This window comes from Streptomyces sp. ATexAB-D23, assembly GCF_000373645.1.
Lineage (GTDB): Bacteria > Actinomycetota > Actinomycetes > Streptomycetales > Streptomycetaceae > Streptomyces > Streptomyces castrisilvae.
This window is the reverse complement of the sequence record NZ_KB892035.1, coordinates 53,399-77,084: the sequence shown is the minus strand read 5'-3', so window position 1 is coordinate 77,084 and position 23,686 is coordinate 53,399. Positions and strand designations below refer to the sequence as shown.

At 73.3% G+C, this 23,686-nt stretch carries 20 protein-coding genes; 11 read left to right on the top strand and 9 right to left on the bottom strand.

The genetic code is table 11. The features are described 5' to 3' along the window. Positions 1–83: 83 nt before the first annotated feature. The 3 genes from B082_RS0125500 to B082_RS0125490 all read right to left on the bottom strand — a co-directional run bounded on the left by B082_RS0125500 (position 84) and on the right by B082_RS0125490 (position 2,479). Positions 84–947 carry a chitosanase gene (locus B082_RS0125500; RefSeq protein ID WP_018554625.1) on the bottom strand — a complete coding sequence of 288 codons (864 nt, stop codon included), beginning with the start codon at positions 945–947 and terminating at the stop codon, positions 84–86. 169 nt (positions 948–1,116) lie between these two features. Continuing rightward, positions 1,117–1,428: an SH3 domain-containing protein gene (locus B082_RS0125495; protein ID WP_018554624.1), complete on the bottom strand. Its 312-nt coding sequence runs from the start codon at positions 1,426–1,428 to the stop codon at positions 1,117–1,119. 187 nt (positions 1,429–1,615) lie between these two features. Further along, positions 1,616–2,479, bottom strand: coding sequence for a chitosanase (locus tag B082_RS0125490; RefSeq protein ID WP_018554623.1), 864 nt, complete (start codon positions 2,477–2,479; stop codon positions 1,616–1,618). 60 nt (positions 2,480–2,539) lie between these two features. On the opposite strand from B082_RS0125490, the gene B082_RS0125485 reads away from it, so the two are divergent. The 3 genes from B082_RS0125485 to B082_RS0125475 all read left to right on the top strand — a co-directional run bounded on the left by B082_RS0125485 (position 2,540) and on the right by B082_RS0125475 (position 6,987). Further along, on the top strand, positions 2,540–3,223 hold the full coding sequence (locus B082_RS0125485) for an alpha/beta fold hydrolase (RefSeq protein ID WP_051094689.1): 684 nt from the start codon (positions 2,540–2,542) through the stop codon (positions 3,221–3,223). A 194-nt stretch (positions 3,224–3,417) separates the two neighbouring features. Then, positions 3,418–4,410 (top strand): fibronectin type III domain-containing protein, encoded by a 993-nt coding sequence (locus tag B082_RS0125480; RefSeq protein WP_018554621.1) that lies wholly within the window; start codon positions 3,418–3,420, stop codon positions 4,408–4,410. Positions 4,411–4,698: 288 nt separating this feature from the next. Further along, the gene (locus B082_RS0125475; protein ID WP_018554620.1) at positions 4,699–6,987 is read left to right on the top strand and encodes a glycosyl hydrolase family 18 protein; all 2,289 of its coding nucleotides are present in this window, start codon (positions 4,699–4,701) and stop codon (positions 6,985–6,987) included. 88 nt (positions 6,988–7,075) lie between these two features. Here B082_RS0125475 and B082_RS39570 read toward each other — a convergent pair whose 3' ends face one another. Continuing rightward, complete coding sequence (locus tag B082_RS39570) at positions 7,076–7,534, bottom strand: hypothetical protein (protein ID WP_018554619.1); 459 nt, start codon at positions 7,532–7,534, stop codon at positions 7,076–7,078. 56 nt (positions 7,535–7,590) lie between these two features. Here B082_RS39570 and B082_RS0125465 point away from each other — a divergent pair, with 56 nt between their 5' ends. The 3 genes from B082_RS0125465 (at position 7,591) to B082_RS40050 (ending at position 13,267) form a co-directional block, all read left to right on the top strand. Further along, a complete protein-coding gene (locus B082_RS0125465) occupies positions 7,591–8,802 on the top strand; it encodes a cupin domain-containing protein (protein WP_018554618.1) in 1,212 nt (403 codons plus the stop codon). Continuing rightward, a complete protein-coding gene (locus tag B082_RS0125460; RefSeq protein WP_018554617.1) occupies positions 8,799–9,695 on the top strand; it encodes a sucrase ferredoxin in 897 nt (298 codons plus the stop codon). Before B082_RS0125465 ends, B082_RS0125460 begins: the two co-directional genes overlap by 4 nt. Positions 9,696–9,817: 122 nt before the next feature. Continuing rightward, entirely contained in the window at positions 9,818–13,267 is a 3,450-nt protein-coding gene (locus tag B082_RS40050; RefSeq protein WP_158688904.1) for a DEAD/DEAH box helicase, read from the top strand. Between the two features lie 115 nt (positions 13,268–13,382). Here the strand turns inward: B082_RS40050 and aceB are convergent, their stop codons facing one another. After that, entirely contained in the window at positions 13,383–15,002 is a 1,620-nt protein-coding gene (aceB, locus tag B082_RS0125450; protein WP_018554615.1) for a malate synthase A, read from the bottom strand. Positions 15,003–15,236: 234 nt separating this feature from the next. Next, a complete protein-coding gene (locus B082_RS0125445) occupies positions 15,237–15,842 on the bottom strand; it encodes a nucleotidyltransferase family protein (protein ID WP_018554614.1) in 606 nt (201 codons plus the stop codon). A 193-nt stretch (positions 15,843–16,035) separates the two neighbouring features. Here B082_RS0125445 and B082_RS0125440 point away from each other — a divergent pair, with 193 nt between their 5' ends. Continuing rightward, positions 16,036–16,338: a DUF5955 family protein gene (locus B082_RS0125440; protein ID WP_018554613.1), complete on the top strand. Its 303-nt coding sequence runs from the start codon at positions 16,036–16,038 to the stop codon at positions 16,336–16,338. Between the two features lie 18 nt (positions 16,339–16,356). On the opposite strand, the gene B082_RS0125435 is transcribed toward B082_RS0125440, so the two are convergent. Both B082_RS0125435 and B082_RS0125430 read right to left on the bottom strand, forming a co-directional pair. Continuing rightward, positions 16,357–16,989: a response regulator gene (locus B082_RS0125435; protein ID WP_018554612.1), complete on the bottom strand. Its 633-nt coding sequence runs from the start codon at positions 16,987–16,989 to the stop codon at positions 16,357–16,359. Further along, a complete protein-coding gene (locus B082_RS0125430) occupies positions 16,986–18,188 on the bottom strand; it encodes a sensor histidine kinase (RefSeq protein WP_018554611.1) in 1,203 nt (400 codons plus the stop codon). Before B082_RS0125430 ends, B082_RS0125435 begins: the two co-directional genes overlap by 4 nt. Positions 18,189–18,298: 110 nt before the next feature. Here B082_RS0125430 and B082_RS0125425 point away from each other — a divergent pair, with 110 nt between their 5' ends. Further along, on the top strand, positions 18,299–19,381 hold the full coding sequence (locus tag B082_RS0125425; RefSeq protein ID WP_018554610.1) for an ABC transporter permease: 1,083 nt from the start codon (positions 18,299–18,301) through the stop codon (positions 19,379–19,381). Further along, positions 19,378–20,058, top strand: a complete 681-nt coding sequence (locus B082_RS0125420; protein ID WP_018554609.1) for an ABC transporter ATP-binding protein — start codon at positions 19,378–19,380, stop codon at positions 20,056–20,058. The genes B082_RS0125425 and B082_RS0125420 overlap by 4 nt, the downstream gene beginning before the upstream one ends. A gap of 62 nt (positions 20,059–20,120) precedes the next feature. On the opposite strand, the gene B082_RS0125415 is transcribed toward B082_RS0125420, so the two are convergent. Then, a complete protein-coding gene (locus B082_RS0125415) occupies positions 20,121–20,906 on the bottom strand; it encodes an IclR family transcriptional regulator (protein WP_018554608.1) in 786 nt (261 codons plus the stop codon). A 314-nt stretch (positions 20,907–21,220) separates the two neighbouring features. Here B082_RS0125415 and allB point away from each other — a divergent pair, with 314 nt between their 5' ends. Continuing rightward, positions 21,221–22,564 (top strand): allantoinase AllB, encoded by a 1,344-nt coding sequence (allB, locus tag B082_RS0125410; protein ID WP_018554607.1) that lies wholly within the window; start codon positions 21,221–21,223, stop codon positions 22,562–22,564. After that, on the top strand, positions 22,561–23,676 hold the full coding sequence (gene alc / locus B082_RS0125405; protein ID WP_018554606.1) for an allantoicase: 1,116 nt from the start codon (positions 22,561–22,563) through the stop codon (positions 23,674–23,676). Before allB ends, alc begins: the two co-directional genes overlap by 4 nt. Positions 23,677–23,686: the final 10 nt, after the last annotated feature.

The window sequence follows — 23,686 nt, the reverse complement described above, 5'->3', positions numbered from 1 at the left end:
ACCGGCCGCTGACGGCCGTCCGGCGATGGACCGCCGGCGACCGGTGGCGCGTACGGCCGTGACCGTACGCGCCACCGCGCGGCTCAGCCGATGTGGAAGCTGTCGCCGTAGACCTGCCAGTCGAGCGGCGGGTCCAGGTTCAGGTTGCCGTTCCTGAGGAAGACCCGCTGCGCGGTGTCGACCCGGCTGGTGTCCGAGTGGGCCTCCTCCTGCTCCATGGCCCAGACCCGCGCGTCCAGGAAGGCGTCGAGGTAGGCCACCTCGTCGCCGCCCTGCGCCGGGGTCGCCGCCCGCGCCAGGGCCCGCTGCCGGATGGAGCCGAAGCTCGTGCTGTCGCCGCCGTCGCCGTGCATCACGATGGCGTCGTAGTAGATGAACTGGCCGAGTGTGCCGAGCCCGTCGCTCTTGGCCCGGCCCACGGCCGGATCGAAGTACACCCGGTCGCGCTCGTCGTTCTGGGCCTGCTGGAAGGCCGGGTCCTGGGCGGCCGTCTCCCAGGCGCCGGGGAAGCCCGGGTCCAGGCCGTCGTGCGAGTCGCTGCCGTCCACGTCCCGCAGGGCGGGGAGGTACCCGGCCAGTACGTTGCCCGGCTCGCGCTGTGTGTACAGCTCCACCAGGTCGAGCATGTCCCCGGTGCCGGAGCAGAAGCCGATGATGCCCGCGGTGTAGCCGCGGCCGTCGCCGATGTCCTCGATGTAGCCGTACTGCGCCTTCCAGTCCAGCGTCGAGTTCTCCGCGCTGGACACCAGTTGCATGGCGATGTCCTTCTTCGCGGGATCGTCGAGCCCGGTCACGGCCGCCTCCTGGCGGTGGGCCGCCACGGAGGCGGGAGCGGTGCCTGCGAAGGCGGTGGCGGGCACCGCTGTGAGGGTGAGTCCGAGCGCGAGGAGCCCGACGCACAGGGACCGAGTGGTGCGACGTGCGGTGCGCTTGTGGGGAGCGTACACCTGTCCTCCAGGGAGTTCGTCGTTCCGGTTGTTCTGTTAGGAAGCTTTCCTATCAGGGGCGGGCCGGCTCGTACACCCCTGCGGCAGAGCGGAGTTGAGAGGCTGCGGGGCTTACGGAAACCCCGCGCCGGACGAGGAGGGCGTCCGGCGCGGGGCAGTGCGGGACGGTTCAGCAGTTCAGGTAGGCCACGTGGATCCAGACGCCGGTCGGGCCGCCCCACAGGTCGCCCATCACCCAGTTGCCCTGCCGGCCCCGGTAGTCGAGGTTCTGGCCCCGGTTGACCTGACCGAGCACCGGGTAGTCCGTTCCCGGACCGCCACGGAAGTTGACCCCGTTGTCGTTGACCGTGCAGACGAGGGTGGGCGCCGCCGCCACGTGATGCCGGGCCGGGGCCTGAGGGGTGGCCTGGGCGGCGGGGGAGAGGGCCAGCCCGAGACCGGCGGCCAGCGCCGTCGCGGCCAGCAGGATCTTCTTCATCATGCGCATGCTCCTCGGTCATCCGGCCCACGGCGCGTGGGCCGTCCGCCCGCCTCAACGGACCGGGCGGGGCCCGGGTCACGGGCCGCCTCCCGCTGTCACACGGGCGGGAAAGCGCAGGTCGTACGAGGTGCGCACCGGCGCACACAGGTCGCGCGGCCAACGCCTCGCGCGCCGGTCGGGCATGGGTTTACGAAGCCGGAGTCCCGGGTCGGCCGGGCCCCTCGATGACGTAGCTGTCGCCGTACACCTTCCAGCGCAGCGGGGTCTCCAGGCCGAACCTGCCCTCGCGCAGGAAGACCCGCTGGGCCGTCTCGACCCGGCTGGTGTCGCTGTGCGCGGGCTCCTCGCGGAGCGCGGTGACGCGGGCGTCGAGGAACGCGTCGAGATAGGACAGTTCGTCGCCGCCCTCCGCCGGGGAGTCGGCTTCGGCGAGCGCCCGGCGGCGGATCGTGCGGAAGCCGGTGGTGCCCTCCGCGTCCCCGCCCCCGTGCATCACATAGGCGTCGTAGTAGATGAACTGCCCCAGTGCGCCCAGACCGTCCGCCCTGCCCTGTTCCACCGCCGGGTCGAAGTAGGACCGGTCCCGCTCGGCGTCCTGCGCGGCCCGGAATTCCGCGTCACCGGCCGCTTCGGCCCACGCCCGGGTGAACGCCCGGCCGAGCCCCGTGTGCGCGTCGCTCCCCTTCACCTTCCGCAGCGCCGGAAGGAACCGCTCCAGCGCGTTGCCCGGCCGGGAGTCCGCGTACCGCTCCACCACGCCGAGCATGTCCCCGGTGCCCGAGCAGAAGCCGATGATGCCCGCGGTGTAGCCGCGGCCGTCGCCGATGTCCTCGATGTAGCCGTACTGCGCCTTCCAGTCCAGCGTCGAGTTCTCCGCGCTGGACACCAGCCGCATGGCGATGTCCTTCTTCACCGGATCGGCCAGGCCCGGCCCCTCCGGGCCCTTGGCCGACGAGCCGCCGGGGCCGCCCCCGGTGCAGCCGGACAGCGCGGTGACGGTCAGGAGGAGGGCGGCGAGGGAGGCGGCCAGGGAGCGAGGGGTGAGCTTCACCGCACCAGACTGCCAGGCCGGTGGGCGGGGCCCGGCGCATTCGGCGGTAGCGTCGGGGGCATGGAAGATCAGTCTGTGGTGGATGTCGGCGATGTGCGGCTGGCGTACCGGACCTGGGGCGACCCGTTCGGCTCGCCCGTCGTACTGCTGCACGGTCTCGGCGCGAGCGCCGCGAGCTGGGAGGCGGCCGGGAGTCTGCTGGGCCGGGAATGGCGGGTGTACGCGATCGACCTGCGCGGCCACGGGGAGAGCGACTGGCCCGACACCTACGACTTCGAGGAGATGTGCGAGGACGTCCTCGGCTTCCTCGACGCGTGCGAGCTGGACCGGGCCGGGGTCGTCGGCCACGGGATGGGCGGGGTCGTCGCCCACCTCCTCGCCCAGGAGCACCCCGCCCGGGTGGAGCGGCTGGTGCTGGTGGAGACCCCGGCGCCGTTCCCCGGCGCGGCGGGCCCCGCCGTCCCGCCGGACGGGCCGGTCGATTACGACGAGGCCGCGCTCGCGGCGGTCGACGCCCAGCTGGCCGACCCCGACCCCGCCTGGGCGGAGGGGCTCGGCGAGATCGTCGCCCCCACGCTCCTGCTCGCCGGCGGGCCGGGCAGCACCATGCCGCAGGCCCGGCTCCAGGACATGGCGTCGATGATCCCGGACTGCCACCTCGTCACCCTCGGCGGCGGCCACCGTCCGCACGAGGCCGACCCCGAGCAGGTCGCCCAGCGCATCACGGAGTTCTTCACCAGCTGACGCCCTCGTCGGCGCCCGGCTCGGCCGCCCGGCCACCAGCCGGTGTGCACCCGCCCCCGGACCGGCCCGCCCGGTCCACCCGGACGGGCCGGTGCGGGGGCGGGTGCACACCGGCACATTGCGGAAGGTTCCGCTCCGTGCTCTTGTCGGCGGGCCCCACCCCGTGCGATACAGGTCTGGACCATTGCTGCCGGATGGAAGGCAAGACCGTGCGATCCCCCCACACGCCTGCCGCGTTGGCCTGTTCCGCCGCCCTGCTCCTCGCCGCCCTGACCGCCTGTGGCTCCGAAGACCCGGCGGACACGGAGAAGCCCACCGCGCCGCACGGGGTGACCGCGCAGGCGAGCAGCGCCACCTCCGCGCACGTCATGTGGGAGGCGGCCACGGATGACACGGGTGTCACCGGCTACGAGGTCTACCGCAAGGGCGAGAAGGTCAAGTCGGTACCGGCGAGCCGGGTGATGATCGACATCGACGGGCTCACCGCCTCGACCGCCTACACGTTCACCGTCCGGGCCCGCGACGCGGCCGGCAACCTCTCCGCGCCGAGCTCCGCGGCCTCCGTCACCACTCCCGCCCCGACCCCCGCCGACCGCGAGGCCCCGACCCGGCCGGTGAAACTGCGCGGCAAGGCCGACGGCAGCCGCGCCGCGACCCTGTCCTGGGGCGGCTCGACGGACGACGTCGGGGTCACCGCGTACGACATCTACCAGGAGGACTCGCGCATCCACAGCGTGCCCGGTACGCAGACCACCGCGCGGCTGACCGGGCTGCGCCCCGGCACGGTCTACACGTTCACCGTCCGGGCCCGTGACGCGGCCGACACCTCGTCACCCGACAGCGACGCCATCGACATCACCACCGCCTCCGCCCCCGGCGCCCCCGCCTCGACCGCCCCCACGGACCTGCGGGTCACGGCGAAGGCGGAGGGCAAGGCGTACGCCGTCGACCTGGACTGGGAGCAGCCCGAAACGGGCGGCGCGATCCCGGCGTACCAGCTCTACCTGAACGGCCGGCTGACCACCACGATCGTCTGGGGAGGCGAGCCGCCCGCCGGCCGCGCGAACTACCGGCTCACCGTCACCGACCCGCGCGGGACCCGCTACGCGATGAAGCTCCGTGCCAAGCTGCCGGACGGCAAGTGGGGCGACTTCTCGGCGGTGCGCACGGTCGTCCTCGGCGACTGAGGGTGCGAGTGCCGGACGCGTGGGTGCCGGACGCGTGGGTGCCGGACGCGTGAGGGCCGGGGCGCGTGAGGGGTAGGCGCGCGAGTGCCGGGCGCGTGAGAGTCGGACGGCATGAGTATCGGGCGCGTGAGGGCCGGGCGCGTGGGGCCCGTCCGTCCGGCCGACCGTAATTGGTCTGTACCTATTGACGACTTGGTCCAGACCAATTACTTTCCCCTGTGCTCCATGGAAACGCCATCCGCACCTCCCCGAGGACCGCCTCACCGGTCCCTGCCTCAAGGGAGAACCATGTCCGAGCACATGCCACTCAGACGGAGATCGGCGATCGCACTGCTCGCCGTTCTCGGACTGCTCCTCACGTTCCTGTCCCTGCAGGCCGTCCCCGCGCACGCCGCGGGCAAGCTCACGGCGACCTTCACCTCGGCCGACAACGGCCCCTGGTGGAAGGGGACCTACGTCCTGCACAACGACACCGACACCGCCGTCACCGGCTGGAGCCTGGAGTTCGACCTGCCCGCCGGGGTCGCCATCGACTCCTCGTACAACGGCACCGTCACCGCCCAGGGCAGTCACATCACCGCGGTCAACGCCCACTACAACGGCACGGTCGCCGCGCACAGCTCCACCGAGCCGTACAGCTTCTGGTTCGTCGCGACCGGGCCGATGGCCGCGCCGGCCGGCTGCCGGGTCAACGGTGACAAGTGCGACGGGTCCGCCGACGCGCCGCCGGGGGCGCCCAGTGGTCTGGCGCAGACCGATGTCACCGCCCGCACCGCGTCGCTCTCCTGGACGGCCGCCGCCGCGGGCGACTTCCCCGTGGCCTCGTACGACATCCTGGCGGGCGGCGAGGTCGTGGGCTCCGCCACCGCGACGACCAGCGCCACGGTCACCGGCCTGACCCCGGCCACCGCCTACGCCTTCACCGTCCGGGCCAAGGACACCCGGGGCAACGTCTCCGCCGAGAGCGCCCCGCTGACCGTGACGACCGTCGACCCGGCCACCGACACCTCCGCCCCGACGGCCCCCGGCGCCCTGCACTCCACCGCCACCGACTCCTCGTCCGTGACGCTCGCCTGGACCGCCGCGACGGACAACCAGCGGATCGCCGCCTACGACATCTACCGGGGCTCCGAGCAGGCCACCACCGTCTCCGGCACCACGACCACCGCGACCATCGGCGGCCTGTCGCCCTCCACCTCGTACACCTTCACCGTGAAGGCCAGGGACCCCGCCGACAACGTCTCACCCGCCAGCAACGCCCTCACCGTCAAGACCGACGACATCGTCGGCGCGGGCAACTACGCCAAGGTCGGCTACTTCGTCCAGTGGGGCATCTACGGCCGCCAGTACTTCGTCAAGAACCTGGAGGACTCCGGCGCCGCCGACAAGCTCGACATCATCAACTACGCCTTCGCCAACATCGATCCCAACAACCTCACCTGCCTCAACGGCGTCACCAAAGGCACCACCGCCGACCCCCAGGACCCGGAGCAGGGGACCGGAGCCGGTGACGCCGACGCCGACTACGCCCGCCCCTTCAGCGCCGCCCAGTCCGTGGACGGGGTCGCCGACGACGGCTGGGGCAAGCTGCGCGGCAACTTCAACCAGCTGAAGAAGCTGAAGCAGCTCCACCCCGACCTCAAGATCGTGGTCTCGCTCGGCGGCTGGACCTACTCCAAGTACTTCTCGGACGTCGCCGCCACCGACGCCGCCCGCAAGAAGTTCGTCTCCTCCTGCATCGACATGTACATCAAGGGCAACCTGCCCGAGTACGGCGGCGCGGGCGGCCCCGGCACCGCCGCCGGCATCTTCGACGGCTTCGACATCGACTGGGAGTGGCCGGGCACCGGCACCGGGCACCCCGGCAACCACTACTCGCCCGACGACAAGGACAACCTGACCCTGCTGCTCGCCGAGTTCCGCAAGCAGCTCGACGCCCTCGGCGGCGGCCACCGCCTCCTCACCGCCTTCACCCCCGCCGACCCGCAGAAGATCGACGAGGGCTGGGACCTGTCCGAGGTCTTCGACTCGCTCGACGTCGCCAACGTCCAGGGCTACGACTTCCACGGTTCGGGCAGCGACAACTCCTGGGAGCCGGACCGCACGGGACACCAGGCCAACCTCTACAACGACGACCAGGACCCGTACGACTTCCACTTCAGCGCGGACACGGCCATCAAGGCGTACACGGACGCGGGCGTCGAGCCCCGCAAGCTGACCCTCGGCATCCCGTTCTACGGCCGGGGCTGGCAGAACGTCACCGACGGCGGCGCGGCGGGCGAGTGGCAGCCGGCCGGTGGCGCGGCCCCCGGCCAGTTCGCGGAGGAGGCCGGCACCCGGGGCTACTCGAACCTCATCGGCGCCTACCCGACGATGACGGTCCATCACGACGAGCAGTCCGTATCGACGTACGGATACACCGGCAACCAGTGGTGGTCCTTCGACGACACCTGGTCCATCGGCAAGAAGACCGACTACGTGAAGGACAAGGGCCTGCTCGGCGTCATGGTCTGGGAGATGTCCGGCGACACCCCCCAGGGAACGCTGATGGGCGCCCTGGACAACGGGCTGAAATAGCCCGTACCAGGTAATTTCCCTCAAATCGAGACTTACCGCCCATAGCGGTAGGCTGGTCACGGCGGTGCCCCGGTGGCACCGCCGTGCGTCAGAACCGGGCCCGGTATGCGGCCCGGCCCCAGCCGTTCGATGCGCGGGAGGAAATATGACCAGCCCCGAGCAGGACCCGAACCAGCAGGAAGGCCCCGCGGACGGCGGTGCGGCGGGCACCCCCGGCGTCCACGACGGAGGAGCCGACGGCGGCGCGGACGGAGGCGCCGACAGCGGTGCGGAGGGCCCGGCGGACGGGGGCGCGGCCGGTACGCCGGGCGTCCACGACGGAGGCGCCGACGGCGGCGCGGACGGAGGCGCCGACAGCGGTGCGGAGGGCCCGGCCGACGGCGGTGCGGCGGGTACGCCGGGTGTCCATGACGGTGGTGCGGACGGTGCGGCCGAGGGTCCCGCGGATGGTGGTGCGGCGGGTACGCCGGGTGTCCATGACGGTGGTGCGGACGGTGCGGCCGAGGGTCCCGCGGATGGTGGTGCTGCCGGTACGCCGGGTGTCCACGACGGTGGGGCCGACGGCGGCGCCGATGGCGGCGCGGGCTCGTCCGGCACCGGTTCTTGAGCCCCTCCCCGGCCGGCCCCCAGGACCCCGGCACCGCGACGGCGCGCCCCGGGGTCCTGGAAACGCGCCTGACCACCGGCCTGAGCCGGGAGGAATTCGCCCGCGACATCTGGTCGCGCACGGCGCTTCTCACCCGCCGCGCCAGCGACTTCTCCGACCTCTTCTCCGCCGGAGCCGTGGACGAACTCGTCTCGCGGCGCGGCCTGCGCACACCCTTCCTCCGCGTCGCCAGGAACGGCGCGACGCTTCCCGACGCGTCGTTCACCTCACCGGCCGGCGTGGGTGCCACCATCGCCGACCAGGTGGACGACACCGCCCTGTGGCGGGAGTTCGCCGACGGCGCCACCCTCGTCCTGCAAGCGCTCCAGCGCACCTGGGCGCCCGTCGGTGACCTCACCGCCCGGCTGGCCGCCGAACTGGGACACCCGGTGCAGGCCAACGCCTACGTCACCCCGCCGCAGAACCGCGGGTTCGACGCCCACTACGACGTCCACGACGTCTTCGTCCTCCAGATCGAGGGCGCCAAGCGCTGGATCGTCCACCGGCCCGTGCACCCCGACCCGTTGCGCGACCAGCCCTGGACCGATCACCGGGAGGCCGTCGCCGAGGCCGCGCAGGGCGAGCCGTATCTCGACACCGTGCTCGAACCGGGCGACGTCCTCTACCTGCCGCGCGGCTGGCTGCACGCCGCCGAGGCACAGGGCGCCGTCTCCATCCACCTGACGCTCGGCGTCCACGCCTGGACGCGCTACGCCCTGGCCGAACAGCTCATGCGCGCCGCGCTCTCGGAGCTGCGCGACGACCCGTGGGCGCGCGGCTCCCTGCCGCTGGGCGCTGCGGGACCGGACGACGCGACCGCCCCGGTCCGCGCACGCCTCCTCGCGGCCGTCGACGGGGCCGACCCCGTCCCCGGGTTCCACCGCGCACGCCGGGGCGGGGCCCGCCCCGGACCGCTGGGTCCGCTGGCCCAGCTCACCGCCGTCGACCACCTGGGGCCCGCCACACCGGTCCGGCTTCGGGACGCGCTGGAAGCCCGGCTGCACGACCGGCGGCTGATGACCCGCGTGGGGTGGCTCGACTTCCCGGAGGCCGACCTGCCGGCCCTGGCCCGCCTCCTCGCCGGCGACGTGCGCACCGCCGGCGACCTCGGCCTCGCCTGCGCGCGGAGGCTGCTGCGCGCGGGCGTCCTCGTGCCGGCCGCTCAGTGAGAGCGCAACGCTTCCTCTGCGCCGACGCCGCCCGCGCCCGCGGCGACGCGCTCACCGGCACGGCCCCGTACGGCCTGGTCTGGGTCCTCGTCGAGTACGGAGGCGCCTGGCCGGCCAACGGCTTCGACGGCCTCGCCCTGGATCCCGGCGTCAGGAACATCCTGTTCGAAGCGGCGCGGGCGGTGCGGGCCCGGGTGCTCCTGATCAGGCGCCACGGCCGCCGGGACAAGGAAGCGGGCCCCCGGCGCTGGGCCGTACTGCGGTACGACGGCACCGGCGGCCACCGTCAGCAGTGGGGCACCTGGGAACGCGACGAGGACCTGGCGCGGGCGGCCGCCGCGCTGGGCGCCCCCGGGGAGCCCGGCCACCCGCCCGCCGTCCTCGTCTGCACCCACGGCCGCCACGACACCTGCTGTGCCGTGCGCGGCCGGCCGGTGGCCCGCGCCCTGAGCGAGCGGTGGCCCGACCTGGTGTGGGAGTGCACCCACGTGGGCGGTGACCGGTTCGCCGCCAACGTCCTCGTCGCACCCGACGGCGTCTACTACGGCGGCCTCGACGCCCCCTCCTCCGTCGCCGTGGTCGAACAGCACCTCGCCGGCCGCGTCCACCCCGGCCACCTGCGCGGCTACACCGACCTCCTCCCGCCCCAGCAGGCCGCCGTCGCCGCCGTCCTCGCCCGGTTCGGCCCGGCCGGCCGGCACGACTACACGGTCACCGGTACCTCCCGGGCCGGCCCCCACTGGCTGATCCGCGTCACCGGCCCCCCGCCCCACGCGACCCCCTACGACGTCGAGGTCACCGCGCACCGTGCCCCGCCGAACCAGCTGACCTGCAACGGACCGGCGACGAGCGCGGCCGTGGTCCACGAGGTCACGTCGATCCGTACCGGGTGAGGTGTCCGTCGTCCCGTGGGACACCGCCCGAGGTCGCATATGCGCCAATGCTCCCTCCACACCGCGCGCGGAGCTGGCTAGGGTGATCGCTGCTGGGGCACGGAACGAGGGGGATGGGCCGTATGGCGGCGAGGGGCGAGCGGCGACGCAGGGCGGACATCGTGCGCTACTGGCGCGCGGTGGAGATGTTCAGCCCGCAGAAGGTGGAGAAGGCCTCGCCGCCGAAGGGCGTCCACGCCGTGGAAGCCGGCCGCCCGCTGCCGTGGGAGGAGGGGCACCCCGTACGGCGGCGGAGCCCTGGCCGGAACATGGTCAGGCAGCACACCGTCTACTGCGGCGTGTACCCGGTCGCGTCCGTCCGCGATGTCCTGCTCGACGTCTTCGGCGGCAGTGAGGAGGACCATGACGGCCGGGTGGACGGTGACAGTGCCCTGCTGGCCTTCGAGGTCACGGACGAGGGGCTGCTGGTCCAGGACTCCATCACCTTCTCCGCGTGCGCCTGGGCGACGGGGCGCAGCCGTAAGCCCGGCCCGGGTGCGCAGGGGTGGCTCGACGGCTTCGACGCGGAGGCCGAGCTGTGCGAGGGCGTCGTGCTGGGCGTCGGCGACGGCAGGGTGACGATCGCGGACGCGGCGCCGGGGCGGCGGCCCTTCGCCGGGTTGCTGTGCGAGATCACGGTCGGTGCGGTCGGCGGTGCGTTGAGTGCCGCGCTCGGACCGGTGCTCGGCGATCTGGCGGCCGGTGCCCTCTCCGGCGCCGTCGATGCCGTGACCGAGGGCGGTGCCGGGCGCGCGGACGATGTGGCGCCGGACGAGGACCCGCAGGACGGGGACGACGCGGGCGAGGGGGATGACGGCGAGATTCCGCCACGGCTCGGCGAGAAGCCGCTGACCGTGCGTGACCTGTCGGCCGTCACCCGCTGGGTCGCTGAACGGTTCGGTGTCGCCGACGACCTGCGGCCGGAGACGATCCGGGTCCAGTGCAGGTCGGTGTCCCGTCGGAAGGCCGGACGATCGGGCGGGTCGGACTTCCTGAACAGCTTCATCGCGACGGACCTCGACCTGGTCGCGGGCAGTCTCGGCAAGGACGAGCCGGGGCCCGCGCTGCGGGACTACCTGACCGCTTCGACCGCGCTGCGCGGCCGTACGCGCGTCGACCTCAAGCACGAACCCGGAGCGGTGCTCGCCGGTGTGCAGCCGGCCGGCTTCCCGCTCGGGCGCTGGCCCGCGAGGACGGAACACCCGCTGGTACTGAGCCAGCAGTTCGCAGTGAACCGGATCGTGGAGCAACTCGCCGACACCGACGGCCTGTACGCGGTGAACGGCCCGCCCGGTACGGGCAAGACCACGCAGCTGCGGGACCTCATCGCCGCCGTCCTGGTCATGAGGGCGGAGCGGCTGTCCGAGCTGCGGCGGCCCGAGGACGCGTTCACCGGACAGGCGCACCGCTGGAGCACCGGCACCTACCAGAGGTCGGTCGCGTCCCTCAAGCCGGAGCTGACGGGATACGAGATGGTGGTCGCGTCGGCCAACAACGGCGCCGTCGAGAACGTCTCCAGCGAGATCCCCGCACGTGACTCCGTCGCCGCGGAGTGGCGGGAGGCGGCGTCCTTCTTCCCGGAACAGGGACGCCTTCTTCTCGACGGCGCACCGTCGTGGGGAACCCTCGCCGCGAAGCTCGGCAACAAGGGGAACCGTTCGGACTTCCGCAACAAGTACTGGTTCGGCCCGCCGGGAGAGGAACGGGCCGAGCGCGGCGAAGGCATGCGGGACCGGCTGAGGGCGGCTGCTTCGCGGGGCGGCGACCCGACGGCGTGGCGGGAGGCCGTCACGCGTTTCCGGGACGCACGGCAGACGGTGCGGGCCCTGCGGGACGAGCGGCAGCGGGCGCACGAGGCGATGGCGCAGTACGACGGGGCGCGGGCGGCCGTCACCACCGCCCGGGAGGCGGTCGCCGCAGCCGGACGGGACCTGGACGCACTCCGTCAGCCGGCCGCCGGGACCCGTGCGGCTCGCGGCAGGGCACAGAGGGACCTCGCCGACGCCGCGGGCCGCAGGGCGGAGCACCGACGGCACCGTCCCGGGCTGGCCGCCGGCATCTTCACCCTCGGCGCGGCGCAACGCGACTGGCACGCGGAGGACCAACTGCTGGCGGTGGCGGAGCAGACCGCTCGGGCCGCGTACGAGGAACTCACCCAGGCCGCCGATGCCTACGACCGGGCCCAAGCCGCCCACAGGGAGGTCCTGGACGAAGCCGGGCGGGTGCTCCGAGCGGCGGAGGGACGGCACGCGCGGCTCCGGGCCACGGTGGAGGCGGCCGTCGAGCGCTGGGGCGCGTGTGTCCCGGGCCGGGAAGAGCGCGGCGAGCGAACGGCGGAGGACGCCAGGGAGCTGTCCTCTCCCTGGTCCGACCCGGAGTTCACCCGGGCCCGCACCCGGCTCTTCCTCGCCGCGATGGATCTGCACGGCGCGTTCATCAAGGGCGCTGCCGACCGGATGCGCAAGAACCTCGACGCCGCGATGGATGTGCTGTGCGGCGACGCTCCCAGAACCCTGAAGCCGGAGGTGGTGCTGGCTGCCTGGCAGAACCTCTTCCTCGCACTTCCGGTCGTCTCCACCACGTTCGCCTCACTGGACCGGATGTTCGCGGGGCTGGGGCCCCGGTCGCTGGGCTGGATGCTGATCGACGAGGCCGGCCAGGCGACCGCCCAGATGCCGGTGGGCGCACTGTGGCGGGCGCGCAGAGGCGTCATCGTGGGCGACCCGCTCCAGCTGGAGCCGGTGGTCACGCTGCCGCACACGGGGCAGCAGGCGCTGCGCCGGACCTTCGGGGTGGCTCAGGAGTGGGAACCCTCCCGTACCTCGGCGCAGCGGGTCGCCGACCGGTTGAACGGCTACGGCACCTGGCTGCCCGCGCCCGAGGGGTCGGACGAGGACCAGGTGTGGGTGGGGTCGCCCCTGCGGGTGCACCGGCGCTGCGACGACCCGATGTTCACGATCAGCAACGAGATCGCCTACGACGGCCTGATGGTGCACGGGGTGCACCGGGACGGCGACTACGCGGTGGCCCGGCGCGGTGTGTGGTGGCCGGTGAGCGGCGGGCGGTCGGCACAGGGCAAGTGGTCGCCGGACGAGGGGGAGTGCGCGAACGTCATCGTGCACCGGCTCGTCGACCAGGGCCTGGACCCCGAGCGCGAGCTGTTCGTCATCAGCCCCTTCCGTGATGTCGTGGCCGGGCTGCGCCGGAGCCTGTGCCGGGTCGTCCCGCGCGAAAGAGTGGGAACCGTGCACACGACCCAGGGGAAGGAGGCCGACGTGGTGCTGCTGGTCCTGGGCGCGGGCGGGGACGGAGCAGGCCCACGTGTCTGGGCGGCGTCTGCTCCGAACCTGCTGAATGTCGCGGTGAGCCGTGCCCGGCGGCGGCTGTTCGTCGTGGGCGACCACGACGCCTGGCGCGGGCACCAGCACTTCGACGTACTCGCACGTCGGCTGCCGTGCATCTCGGAGGCCGAGCAGGAAGCCATGCGGACAATCGCCCCGGCGGTGCTCGCCGGGGAGTGCCGCTGCCGATAGGCGCGACGACGGAGCCCCGGCGGTGTCCGCGGCCGTCCTCGGCCCGAAGCCCGGAGAAAGCGCTGTTCCCGGCGCCGTCGTCGGCACCGGGAACAGCCGTCGTACGCGGGACGCGTCAGCGCAGCCGCTCGTACGCCGGGAGCGTCAGGAAGTCCGCGTAGTCCTGGTCCAGCGAGACCTGGAGGAGGAGGTCGTGGGCCTCCTGCCACTGGCCGGCGGCGAAGGCCTCGTCGCCGGTCTCGGCGCGGATCGCGGCGAGTTCCTCGGCGGCGACCTCGCGGGCCAGCTCCGCGGTGGCGTGCTCGCCGTTCTCGAAGACCACGTCCGCGTTGATCCACTGCCAGATCTGGGAACGCGAGATCTCGGCGGTGGCCGCGTCCTCCATCAGGTTGAAGATGGCGACCGCGCCCATGCCGCGCAGCCAGGCCTCGATGTAGCGGATGCCGACCGCGACGGCGTTGCGCAGGCCCTCGTAGGTGGGCTTGGCGTGCAGGGTGTCGATGGCGATCAGGTCGCCGGCCGCGACCGAGACGTCCTCGCGCAGGCGCTCCTTCTGGTTCGGCTTCTCGCCGAGGACCGCGTCGAAGGAGGCCATGGCGATCGGGACGAGGTCGGGGTGGGCGACCCAGGAGCCGTCGAAGCCGTCGTTCGCCTCGCGGTCCTTGTCGGCCTTGACCTTCTCGAACGCCACCTTGTTGACCTCGGCGTCGCGGCGGGACGGGATGAAGGCCGCCATGCCGCCGATCGCGTGGGCGCCGCGCTTGTGGCAGGTGCGGACGAGGAGTTCGGTGTACGCCCGCATGAACGGGGCGGTCATCGTCACCGCGTTGCGGTCCGGCAGGACGAACTTGGGGCCGCCGTCACGGAAGTTCTTGACGATGGAGAAGAGGTAGTCCCAGCGGCCGGCGTTCAGCCCGGAGGCGTGGTCGCGCAGCTCGTAGAGGATCTCCTCCATCTCGTACGCGGCGGTGATCGTCTCGATCAGGACCGTGGCGCGGACGGTGCCCTGCGGGATGCCGGCGTAGTCCTGGGCGAAGACGAAGATGTCGTTCCAGAGGCGGGCCTCCAGGTGCGACTCCGTCTTCGGCAGGTAGAAGTACGGGCCCTTGCCGAGGTCGATCAGGCGCTGGGCGTTGTGGAAGAAGTAGAGCCCGAAGTCGACCAGTGCGCCGGGCACCGGGGTGCCGTCGAGCTGGAGGTGGCGCTCGTCCAGGTGCCAGCCGCGGGGGCGGGTGACGACGGTGGCGAGCTCGCCGGCCGGCTTCAGCGCGTACGACTTGCCGGTCCTCGGGTCGGTGAAGTCGATGGACCGGTTGTAGGCGTCCATCAGGTTGAGCTGGCCGAGGACGACGTTCTCCCAGGTGGGGGCGGAGGCGTCCTCGAAGTCGGCGAGCCAGACCTTCGCGCCCGAGTTCAGGGCGTTGATGGTCATCTTGCGGTCGGTCGGACCGGTGATCTCCACCCGGCGGTCGTTCAGCGCGGCCGGGGCCGGGGCGACCTTCCAGGAGTCGTCCGCACGGATCGCCGCGGTTCCGGGCAGGAAGTCCAGCGTGGAGGTGCGGGCGATCTCGGCACGGCGCTCGCCTCGGCGGGCGAGCAGCTCGTCGCGCCGGGGCGTGAACCGGCGGTGCAGCTCGGCCACGAACGCGAGGGCCGCGGGGGTGAGGACCTCGTCCTGCCGGGGCAGGGGCTCGGCATCGACGATGGCCAGCGAGGACGGCGCTGGTGCGGACATGAGCTGTCACTCCTTCAGCGGGCGGTGCGGACGGCGTCCCACGGCCGCCGGGCCGCCCCTAACGGCACGGCGTGCCAGGGCTCCGGGATACGGCTGTGGCCGCCGTCTGAGGTGCAGAGGGCTTCTGACCAGTGGATAGTAGTTTCCTCATGGTGGAAGTTCAATGGTTTGTTGATATCGAGATTCTCCGGCTCGACAGAAGTGGAGCGGTGCTGGCGCAGCGTGCCAGTGCGTTCACTCCAGGTGTGTCAGGTCCTCCGGGGTGTCGATGTCGTACGCCTGTGCCACATCGGCGCACTCGACGAGCGTGATCGCGTCGCGGTGCGCCCGCAGATAGGTCCGAGCCCCCTGATCGCCCACCGCGCCCGCCGCGATGTCCGCCCACAGATCCGCCCCGAACAGCACGGGATGGCCGCGTTCCCCGGCGTACGAGGCGGCCACCAGGCTCGTCCGGTCCCGGCACGCGGCCCGCACCCGGGCCACCGCCCGCGCGTCGATGCCGGGCTGGTCGACCAGCAGGACGAGCGCCGCGTCCGCGCCCGTGTCCGCGAGGGCGCCGAGCCCCGCCCGCAGCGAGGAGCCCATGCCCTCGGTCCACTCCTCGTTGACGGTCACCGCGCAGCCGTCCAGAGCGGCCCTGGCCCGCACCTCGCCCGCCGCCGCGCCGAGCACCACATGAAGGGGCCCGCAGCCGCCCTCGCGCAAGGAGCGCACCGCGTGGTCGGCGAGCAGGCCGCCGCGGTGTTCCAGCAGGGCCTTCGGGCGTCCGCCGAGCCGGCGTCCGCCGCCCGCGGCGAGCAGCAGTCCGGCGACGACGGGGGCGTGCGGTGTGCTTGTCATGCCGCCTGGATACCCCATGGCGGACGCTCCCGCCCAGGCTCGCCACCCGTACGGCGTGTGTTACGTCCCCGGAGTGGCGCCCGACACCTTTCATGGCGTTAACTTGCCCGCACCCCCGGACACTTGACCACGGTACGGGGCCCGGTCGAAACACTGGCACAAGGATGTGCGAGGGGGAGCTTTGTTGAAGAGCGTGGGGCAGGAGCGGGTGACCGGCAGCGGTGAGGACCCCAGAGTGGCGGAGCTGCGTACCGCGGTCTCCCGGCTCCGGCGGGCCCTGGCCGGACACCCCGCGCAGTTTCCCGACCGGGCCATCGCCGAGGACGAACTCGCGGCGCTGGACGCGATGGCGCTCAGCGGGGTGCCCGAGATCCCCCGGCTCCGCCGCTCGCTGCTGCTGATCGCGGGGGCGATCGGCTCGGTCAGCGCCCTGGCGTCGGCCCTCCGGGACGTGCGCGTCGCCGTCGACCTCTTCGGCGAGCCGCCGCGCCGCTGACGGGGAACGGACGCGCGGTCAGCGGCGGATGAGCCTGCGGGCCGTCGCCGCGGCGACGGCGGACGTGCGCGAATCGACGCCGAGCTTGGCGTAGATGTGCACCAGATGAGACTTCACCGTCGCCTGGCTGAGGAAGAGCCGCTTGCTGATCTCCGCGTTCGACAGGCCCTCACCGACCAGTTGCAGGACCTCCAGCTCGCGCTTGGTGAGCGCCTGGGCCGGGGTCCGCATGCGGTCCATCAGCCGGTGCGCGACGGCGGGCGCCAGGGCGGAGCGGCCGGCGGCCGCCGTACGCACCGCCGCGGCCAGCTCCTCGGGCGGCGCGTCCTTCAGCAGATAGCCCGCCGCACCCGCCTCGACCGCCGCCAGGATGTCCGCGTCGCTGTCGTACGTCGTCAGGATCAGCACCCGGGGCGCGTCCGGCGCCGCCGTGATCTCAGCCGTCGCCTGCGAGCCGTGCATGCCGGAGCCGAACTGGAGGTCCATCAGGACCACGTCCAGCCCGCCCGCCGCGGCACGCGCCACCGCCTCCTCGGCGGTGGCGGCCTCGGCGACGACCCGGAAGTCCGGCTCGGTGTCCAGCACGGCCCGCAGCCCCGCGCGCACCACCGGGTGGTCGTCGGCGAGCAGCAGCCTGATCGGGGCGCTCATGCCGCGTCCTGCCCGGTCCGGCCGACGGGGAGCGGCAGCGTCAGCGCGACGGCGGTGCCCTGGCCGGGCGCCGACTCCACGCTCAGGGTGCCGCCGAGCGAACGGGCCCGGGAGCGCATGGCGGGCAGGCCGAAGCCCCCGGACTCCGTGTCACCGCCCGCCGGGTCCTCCTGCCCGAAGCCCCGGCCGTCGTCCACCACGTCCAGCGACACCGAGGTGTCCATGAAGCTCAGCGTGATCTCCGCCCGCCGGGCCCCGGCGTGCCGCACGGTGTTGGCCAGCGCCGACTGGGCGGTCCGCAGCAGCGCCACCTCGTACGGCGTGGGCAGCTCGACCGGTGTCCCGCTCACGGCGAACTGCACGGTGAACGCCGGAGTGGTGGTACGGGCCGAGAGCCGTTCCAGGGCGGCGGCCAGGGAACCGTTCTCCAGATCGGGCGGGGTCAGCGCGCGGACGAAGCGCCGGGCCTCGGCGAGGTTGTCCTGCGCCGCCTCGCGTGCCCGGCGCACATGGGCGGCGGCGGGCGCGTCGTCGGGCAGGGTCCGCTCGGCGGCGCGCAGCAGCAGCTGGATGCTGGACAGGCCCTGGGCGAGGGTGTCGTGGATCTCCCGGGCCAGCCGCTCGCGCTCGGCGAGGGTCCCCGCGGCGCGCTCCGCCTCGGCCAGCTCCGCGCGGGTGGCCACCAGCTCCTCGATGAGCTCGCGGCGCCGCTCGCTCTCCCGGAACAGCGCCTCGTACCCGAGGACCGTGGCGACGGCGACCGCCGCGCCGAGCAGCGGGCCGATGAACGTGCCGGGCGTCACCGCCTGCCCGTGCAGCAGGAAGCTCGCGATGGCGGCGGTCGCCGTGACCGCCACGGCCGGCAGGCTCCACCGGATCGGCAGCAGGTGCAGCTGGAGGAAGTAGAGCGGGAAGGCCACCCACAGCGCGTCCGGCGACAGCACCAGCAGCGCCGCCCACAGCACGCCGAGCACTGCGAGCCACGCCGCGCCCGCCCGGGTCCCCGGCTGCACGAACGGCGCCGCGGCCCCCGCCACGTACACCGCCGCCAGCACGCAGGCGGCCACGATCACCGCGCCGGGGTGCGCCTGCCCGTCACTGACGGCCTTGGCGGCGGCGAGCGCCAGCAGGCCCAGCATCAGGCCGTGCAGACACAGCCGCAGCGCGGCGGCGACCGGGGGATGAGCGCGCGTTTCCATGATGAGTCCAGCGTAGGCGCGGGCCGCCCGGGGCCGGTCAATCGAAAGGTTGATGTCGTCACCAGCCCGCGGGCGATGTTTCCGGGGCCGGGGAAAAGGACGCTGGAGTCATGTTCGTCGCATGGAGAGATCTTCGGTTCGCCAAGGGCCGGTTCGCCCTCATGGGCACGGTCGTGGTCCTGATCACGCTGCTCGTGGGCCTGCTGTCCGGTCTGACGGCCGGACTGGCCCGGGAGAACACCTCGGCCGTCACCGGGCTGAACGCCGACCACCTGGCGTTCGCCGCCCCGCCCGACGGCCGGTCGGTGTCCTTCACCGATTCGGCCGTCGAGGAGTCCGCCTGGCGCGACTGGGCCGGCCGGCCCGGCGTCGAGTCCGCGCAGCCCCTCGGCATCAGCACCCTGAACGCCGCCGCGGACGGGGGGAAGCGTACGGCGGCCGTCTCCGCGTTCGGGGTCGAGCCCGGCAGCGGTCTGACGCCCCCCGGCACCCGGGTCGCGCCGGGCGAGGTCGTCCTCTCGGAGGGCGGCGCCGACGAGCTGGCCGCACACGCCGGAGACCGGCTGCGGATCGGCGGCCAGGAGGTCACCGTCGCCGCCGTCGCCGGCGACGCCTCCTACAGCCACACACCGGTCGTGTGGACCGCGCTCGCCGACTGGCAGCAGACCGGCGGCGGCGCGGGGGGCGACGCCACCGTCATCGCCCTGACCACCACCTCGGGCGCCGACCTGGCCGCGGGCGACAAGGCGGCGGGCACCCGCACGCTCACGCTCGACGACTCACTGACCGCCATCGGCTCCTACCAGGCCGAGAACGGCTCCCTGCAACTGATGCGCGGTTTCCTCTTCGCCATCTCCGCCCTGGTCATCGGAGCGTTCTTCACCGTCTGGACCATCCAGCGCAGCGGTGACGTCGCCGTCCTCAAGGCGCTGGGCGCCTCCACCCCGTATCTGCTCAGGGACGCGCTCGGGCAGGCCGTCGTGATGCTCGCGGCCGGCACCGGGCTCGGCACCGCGCTCGCCTCCGGCATCGGCGCCCTGGTCTCCGGCGGGGCCGTGCCCTTCGTCCTGGACACGACGACCGTCCTCGTCCCGGCCGCCGTACTCATCGTCCTCGGCGCCGCCGGGGCCGCCCTGTCCATCCGGCGGATCACCTCCGTCGACCCGCTCACCGCGCTCGGGAGTGCCCGATGACCCTCACGCTCACCGATGTCACCCTCACCTACCCGGACGGCGACGGGCGCCTCACCGCCCTGGACCGCGTCGCGCTCGACGTCCCCGCCGGCACCCTCACCGCCGTCGTCGGCCCGTCCGGCTCCGGCAAGTCGAGCCTCCTCGCGGTCGCCGCGACACTGGTCGCGCCCGACGAGGGCGCGGTCGTCGTCGCGGGTACGGACACCACGGGGCTGGGGCGCGCGGACAAGGCGGCGCTGCGCCGGGAGCGGATCGGCATCGTCTTCCAGCAGCCCAACCTGCTGCCCTCGCTGACCGCCGCCGAACAGCTCCAGGTCATGACGCACCTGTCGGGCCGCCCGGCCAAGGCCGCCCGCTCCCGGGCGCTCGAACTGCTCGACGCGGTCGGTCTCGCCGGCCAGGCCGGCCGCAGGCCCCATCAGCTGTCCGGCGGGCAGCGCCAGCGGATCAACATCGCGCGGGCCCTGATGAACGACCCGGCGCTCCTGCTCGTCGACGAGCCGACCAGCGCCCTCGACCACGAACGCGGCGCGGCCGTCCTCGACCTCCTCGTGACGCTGACCCGGCAGCGGTCCACGGCGACGGTCCTGGTCACCCACGACCGCACCCACCTGGACCGCATGGACCACACGGTCACCATGTTCGACGGCCGGCTGACGGCGGAGGTCCCGGCCTGACGCCGGGTACGAGAAGGGGCCCGGAGCGAGCGCGCTCCGGGCCCCTTCTCGTACGCCGTGGCTCAGCCGGCCAGTGCGTCGGACAGTTCCCTGGCGGCCTGCTGGAGGATCGGCACGATCCGCTCGGTGGCCGCCTCGGTGACCCGGCCCGCCGGGCCGGAGATCGAGATCGCCGCCGAGGTGGGGGAGTTGGGCACCGGGACCGCCAGGCAGCGGACCCCTATCTCCTGCTCGTTGTCGTCCACCGCGTACCCCAGCCGGCGGACCTGGTCGAGCGCCTCCAGGAAGCCGTCCGGGGTGGTGATCGTCTTCTCGGTGGCGGCGGGCATCCCCGTCCGGGCGAGCAGCGCGCGCACCTCCTCCGGCGGGGTGTGCGCCAGCAGCGCCTTGCCGACGCCCGTGGAGTGCGGCAGCACCCGGCGGCCGACCTCGGTGAACATGCGCATCGAGTGCTTGGACGGCACCTGCGCCACGTACACGATCTCGTCGCCGTCGAGCAGCGCCATGTTGGCCGTCTCGCCGGTCTCCTCGACCAGCCGGGCCAGATACGGGCGGGCCCAGGTGCCGAGCAGCCGGGAGGCGGACTCGCCGAGCCGGATCAGGCGGGGGCCGAGCGCGTAACGCCGGTTGGGCTGCTGGCGTACGTAACCGCAGACGACCAGCGTGCGCATCAGCCGGTGGATCGTGGGCAGCGGGAGCCCGCTGCTCGCGGAGAGCTCGCTCAGGCCGACCTCGCCCCCCGCGTCGGCCATCCGCTCCAGCAGATCGAAGGCGCGCTCAAGGGACTGCACACCGCCGCTGGAACCGGCGGGCTTGGAGTCGGAAGTGCTGGCGTGGGACGGCGGCACGTCAACGGTCCTTTCGAAGCGGAGGAGCAAGGCAGCAGCCTATCGGGCCCTTCCCGATCGGCCCACTGCCGACGGGGGCCGTCATGGCCGGTCAGCGCCCGTTTGTCCGGGTGTCCGCAGGCCGTGCGGCGGTCCGGCGATGCCGCCTCTGGCCCATTCTACGTTCCGTACTCCGAAATGAGCCTTCTACTTTGTGGAAACCTCCAGAAGCGGGTGGCGCGGCGCCAGGGGTGCGGCGGCGGGTCTTGACGGGTCGCGTTCCCGAGTGAAGACTCCTTCAACAGTTCGTTGAATTCGCGAAGTGAGGAGCACGGGTGCCGGACGTGAAGCTGCTACTGCGCTCGACGCGCGTCGTCACCCCCGGCGGGACCCGGCCCGCGGCCGTCGCCGTCACCGGCGGGACCATCGACGCCGTCCTGCCGTACGACGCCGAGCCGCCCTCGGGCGCCCGCGTCGAGGACTTCGGCGACGACGTCCTGCTGCCCGGCCTCGTCGACACCCACGTCCATGTGAACGACCCCGGCCGCACCGAGTGGGAGGGCTTCCACACCGCCACCCGCGCCGCCGCGGCCGGCGGCATCACCACCCTGCTCGACATGCCGCTGAACTCGCTGCCGCCCACCACCACCGTCGAGCACCTGCGCGTCAAGCAGCGGGTCGCCGAGCCCAAGGTGCACGTCGACACCGGCTTCTGGGGCGGCGCGGTCCCCACGAATGTCAAGGACCTGCGCCCCCTGTACGAGGCCGGCGTCTTCGGCTTCAAGTGCTTCCTCTCGCCCTCCGGCGTCGAGGAGTTCCCCGAGCTGGACCAGGAGCAGCTGGCCCGGTCGATGGCCGAGATCGCGGGCTTCGGCGGACTGCTGATCGTGCATGCCGAGGACCCTCGTCACCTGGCGTCCGCGCCGCAGCGGAGCGGCCCCGCCTACGCCGACTTCCTCGCGTCCCGGCCGCGCGACGCCGAGAACACCGCCATCGAGGGGCTCATCGCCCACGCCGAGAGGCTGAACGCCCGCGTCCACGTCCTGCACCTGTCCTCCAGCGACGCCCTGCCGCTGATCGCCGCCGCCCGGCGCCGGGGTGTCCGGCTCACCGTCGAGACCTGCCCGCACTTCCTCACCCTCACGGCCGAGGAGGTCCCCGACGGGGCGACCGAGTTCAAGTGCTGCCCGCCCATCCGGGAGGCCGCCAACCAGGACGCGCTGTGGCAGGGGCTGGCCGACGGCACCATCGACTGCGTCGTCTCCGACCACTCGCCCTGCACCACCGACCTCAAGACGCCGGACTTCGCCTCCGCCTGGGGCGGCATCTCCTCCCTCCAGCTCGGCCTGCCCGCGATCTGGACCGAGGCACGCAGGCGCGGCCACAGCCTGGACGACGTGGCCCGCTGGATGTCGGCCGCCCCCGCCGCCCTGGCCGGACTGCGCCACAAGGGCGCCATCGAGGCCGGCCGCGACGCCGACTTCGCCGTCCTGGCCCCCGACGCCACCTTCACCGTCGACCCGGCCGAGCTGTTCCACCGCAACCAGGTCACCGCCTACGCCGGCCGCACCCTGCACGGCGTGGTGCGCTCCACCTGGCTGCGCGGCGTGCGCATCGCCGCCGACGGCGTCCTCGCCGAACCCACCGGCCGCCTCCAGACAAGGGACAACCGCGCATGACGGCGACAGCACACTTCACCGGCGACGCGAACCCGTACGGCGGCGGCGACCCGTACGCCGACTACCGCACCGCCGACCACCCCTTCACCCACCTCGTGGACCTCGCCGACCGGCGGCTCGGCGCGGGCGTGATCGCCGCCAACGACGAGTTCTTCGCGGAGCGCGAGAACCTGCTGAAGCCGGAGCCCGCGCACTTCGACCCGGAGCGCTTCGGGCACAAGGGCAAGATCATGGACGGCTGGGAGACCCGCCGCCGGCGCGGCGCGAGCGCGGACCGGCCGCACCCGGCGGACGAGGACCACGACTGGGCGCTGATCCGCCTCGGCGCCCCCGGCATCGTGCGCGGTCTGATCGTGGACACCGCCCACTTCCGCGGCAACTACCCGCGGGCCGTCTCCGTCGAGGCCGTCTCGCTGCCCGGCTCGCCCTCCCCGGAGGAACTGCTCGCCCCCGACGTGACGTGGACGACGCTCGTCCCCCGTACGGCCGTCGGCGGCCACGCGGCCAACGGCTTCGCCGTCGACGTGGAGCGGCGCTTCACCCACCTGCGGCTGTGCCAGCACCCGGACGGCGGCGTGGCCCGGCTCCGGGTGTACGGCGAGGTGGCCCCCGACCCCGTCTGGCTGTCCGCGCTCGCCACCTTCGACGTCGTCGCCCTGGAGAACGGCGGCCGGGTCGAGGACGCCTCCGACCGCTTCTACTCCCCGGCGACCAACACCATCCAGCCCGGCAGGTCCCGCAAGATGGACGACGGCTGGGAGACCCGCCGCAGGCGCGACCGGGGCAACGACTGGATCCACTACCACTTGGCCGAAGAGGCGCAGATCCGGGCCGTCGAGATCGACACCGCCTACCTGTTGGGCAACGCGGCGGGCTGGGCGGCGCTCACGGCCCGCGACGCGCGGAGCGGTACGTGGACCGAGCTGCTGCCCCGCACCCGGCTCCAGCCCGACACCAACCACCGCTTCGTGCTGCCCGAGCCGGTCCGGGCCGACCAGGTCAGGGCCGACATCTTCCCGGACGGCGGCATCTCGCGGCTGCGCCTCTTCGGCTCGCTGACCGAAAGCGGCGCCGCCCGGCTGGCCGCCCGCCACGCCGAACTCGGCGGCTGACCCGACGGGC

Excerpts from the sequence above, each read along its gene's own strand:
- aceB (WP_018554615.1), bottom strand. The coding sequence starts at position 15,002 with ATGTCCGCACCAGCGCCGTCCTCGCTGGCCATCGTCGATGCCGAGCCC.
- B082_RS0125480 (WP_018554621.1), top strand. The coding sequence starts at position 3,418 with ATGGAAGGCAAGACCGTGCGATCCCCCCACACGCCTGCCGCGTTGGCC.
- B082_RS0125475 (WP_018554620.1), top strand. The coding sequence starts at position 4,699 with ATGTCCGAGCACATGCCACTCAGACGGAGATCGGCGATCGCACTGCTC.
- B082_RS0125495 (WP_018554624.1), bottom strand. The coding sequence starts at position 1,428 with ATGATGAAGAAGATCCTGCTGGCCGCGACGGCGCTGGCCGCCGGTCTC.
- B082_RS40050 (WP_158688904.1), top strand. The coding sequence starts at position 9,818 with ATGGCGGCGAGGGGCGAGCGGCGACGCAGGGCGGACATCGTGCGCTAC.
- B082_RS0125420 (WP_018554609.1), top strand. The coding sequence starts at position 19,378 with ATGACCCTCACGCTCACCGATGTCACCCTCACCTACCCGGACGGCGAC.
- B082_RS0125485 (WP_051094689.1), top strand. The coding sequence starts at position 2,540 with ATGGAAGATCAGTCTGTGGTGGATGTCGGCGATGTGCGGCTGGCGTAC.
- B082_RS0125435 (WP_018554612.1), bottom strand. The coding sequence starts at position 16,989 with ATGAGCGCCCCGATCAGGCTGCTGCTCGCCGACGACCACCCGGTGGTG.
- B082_RS0125425 (WP_018554610.1), top strand. The coding sequence starts at position 18,299 with ATGTTCGTCGCATGGAGAGATCTTCGGTTCGCCAAGGGCCGGTTCGCC.
- B082_RS0125430 (WP_018554611.1), bottom strand. The coding sequence starts at position 18,188 with ATGGAAACGCGCGCTCATCCCCCGGTCGCCGCCGCGCTGCGGCTGTGT.
- alc (WP_018554606.1), top strand. The coding sequence starts at position 22,561 with ATGACGGCGACAGCACACTTCACCGGCGACGCGAACCCGTACGGCGGC.
- B082_RS0125445 (WP_018554614.1), bottom strand. The coding sequence starts at position 15,842 with ATGACAAGCACACCGCACGCCCCCGTCGTCGCCGGACTGCTGCTCGCC.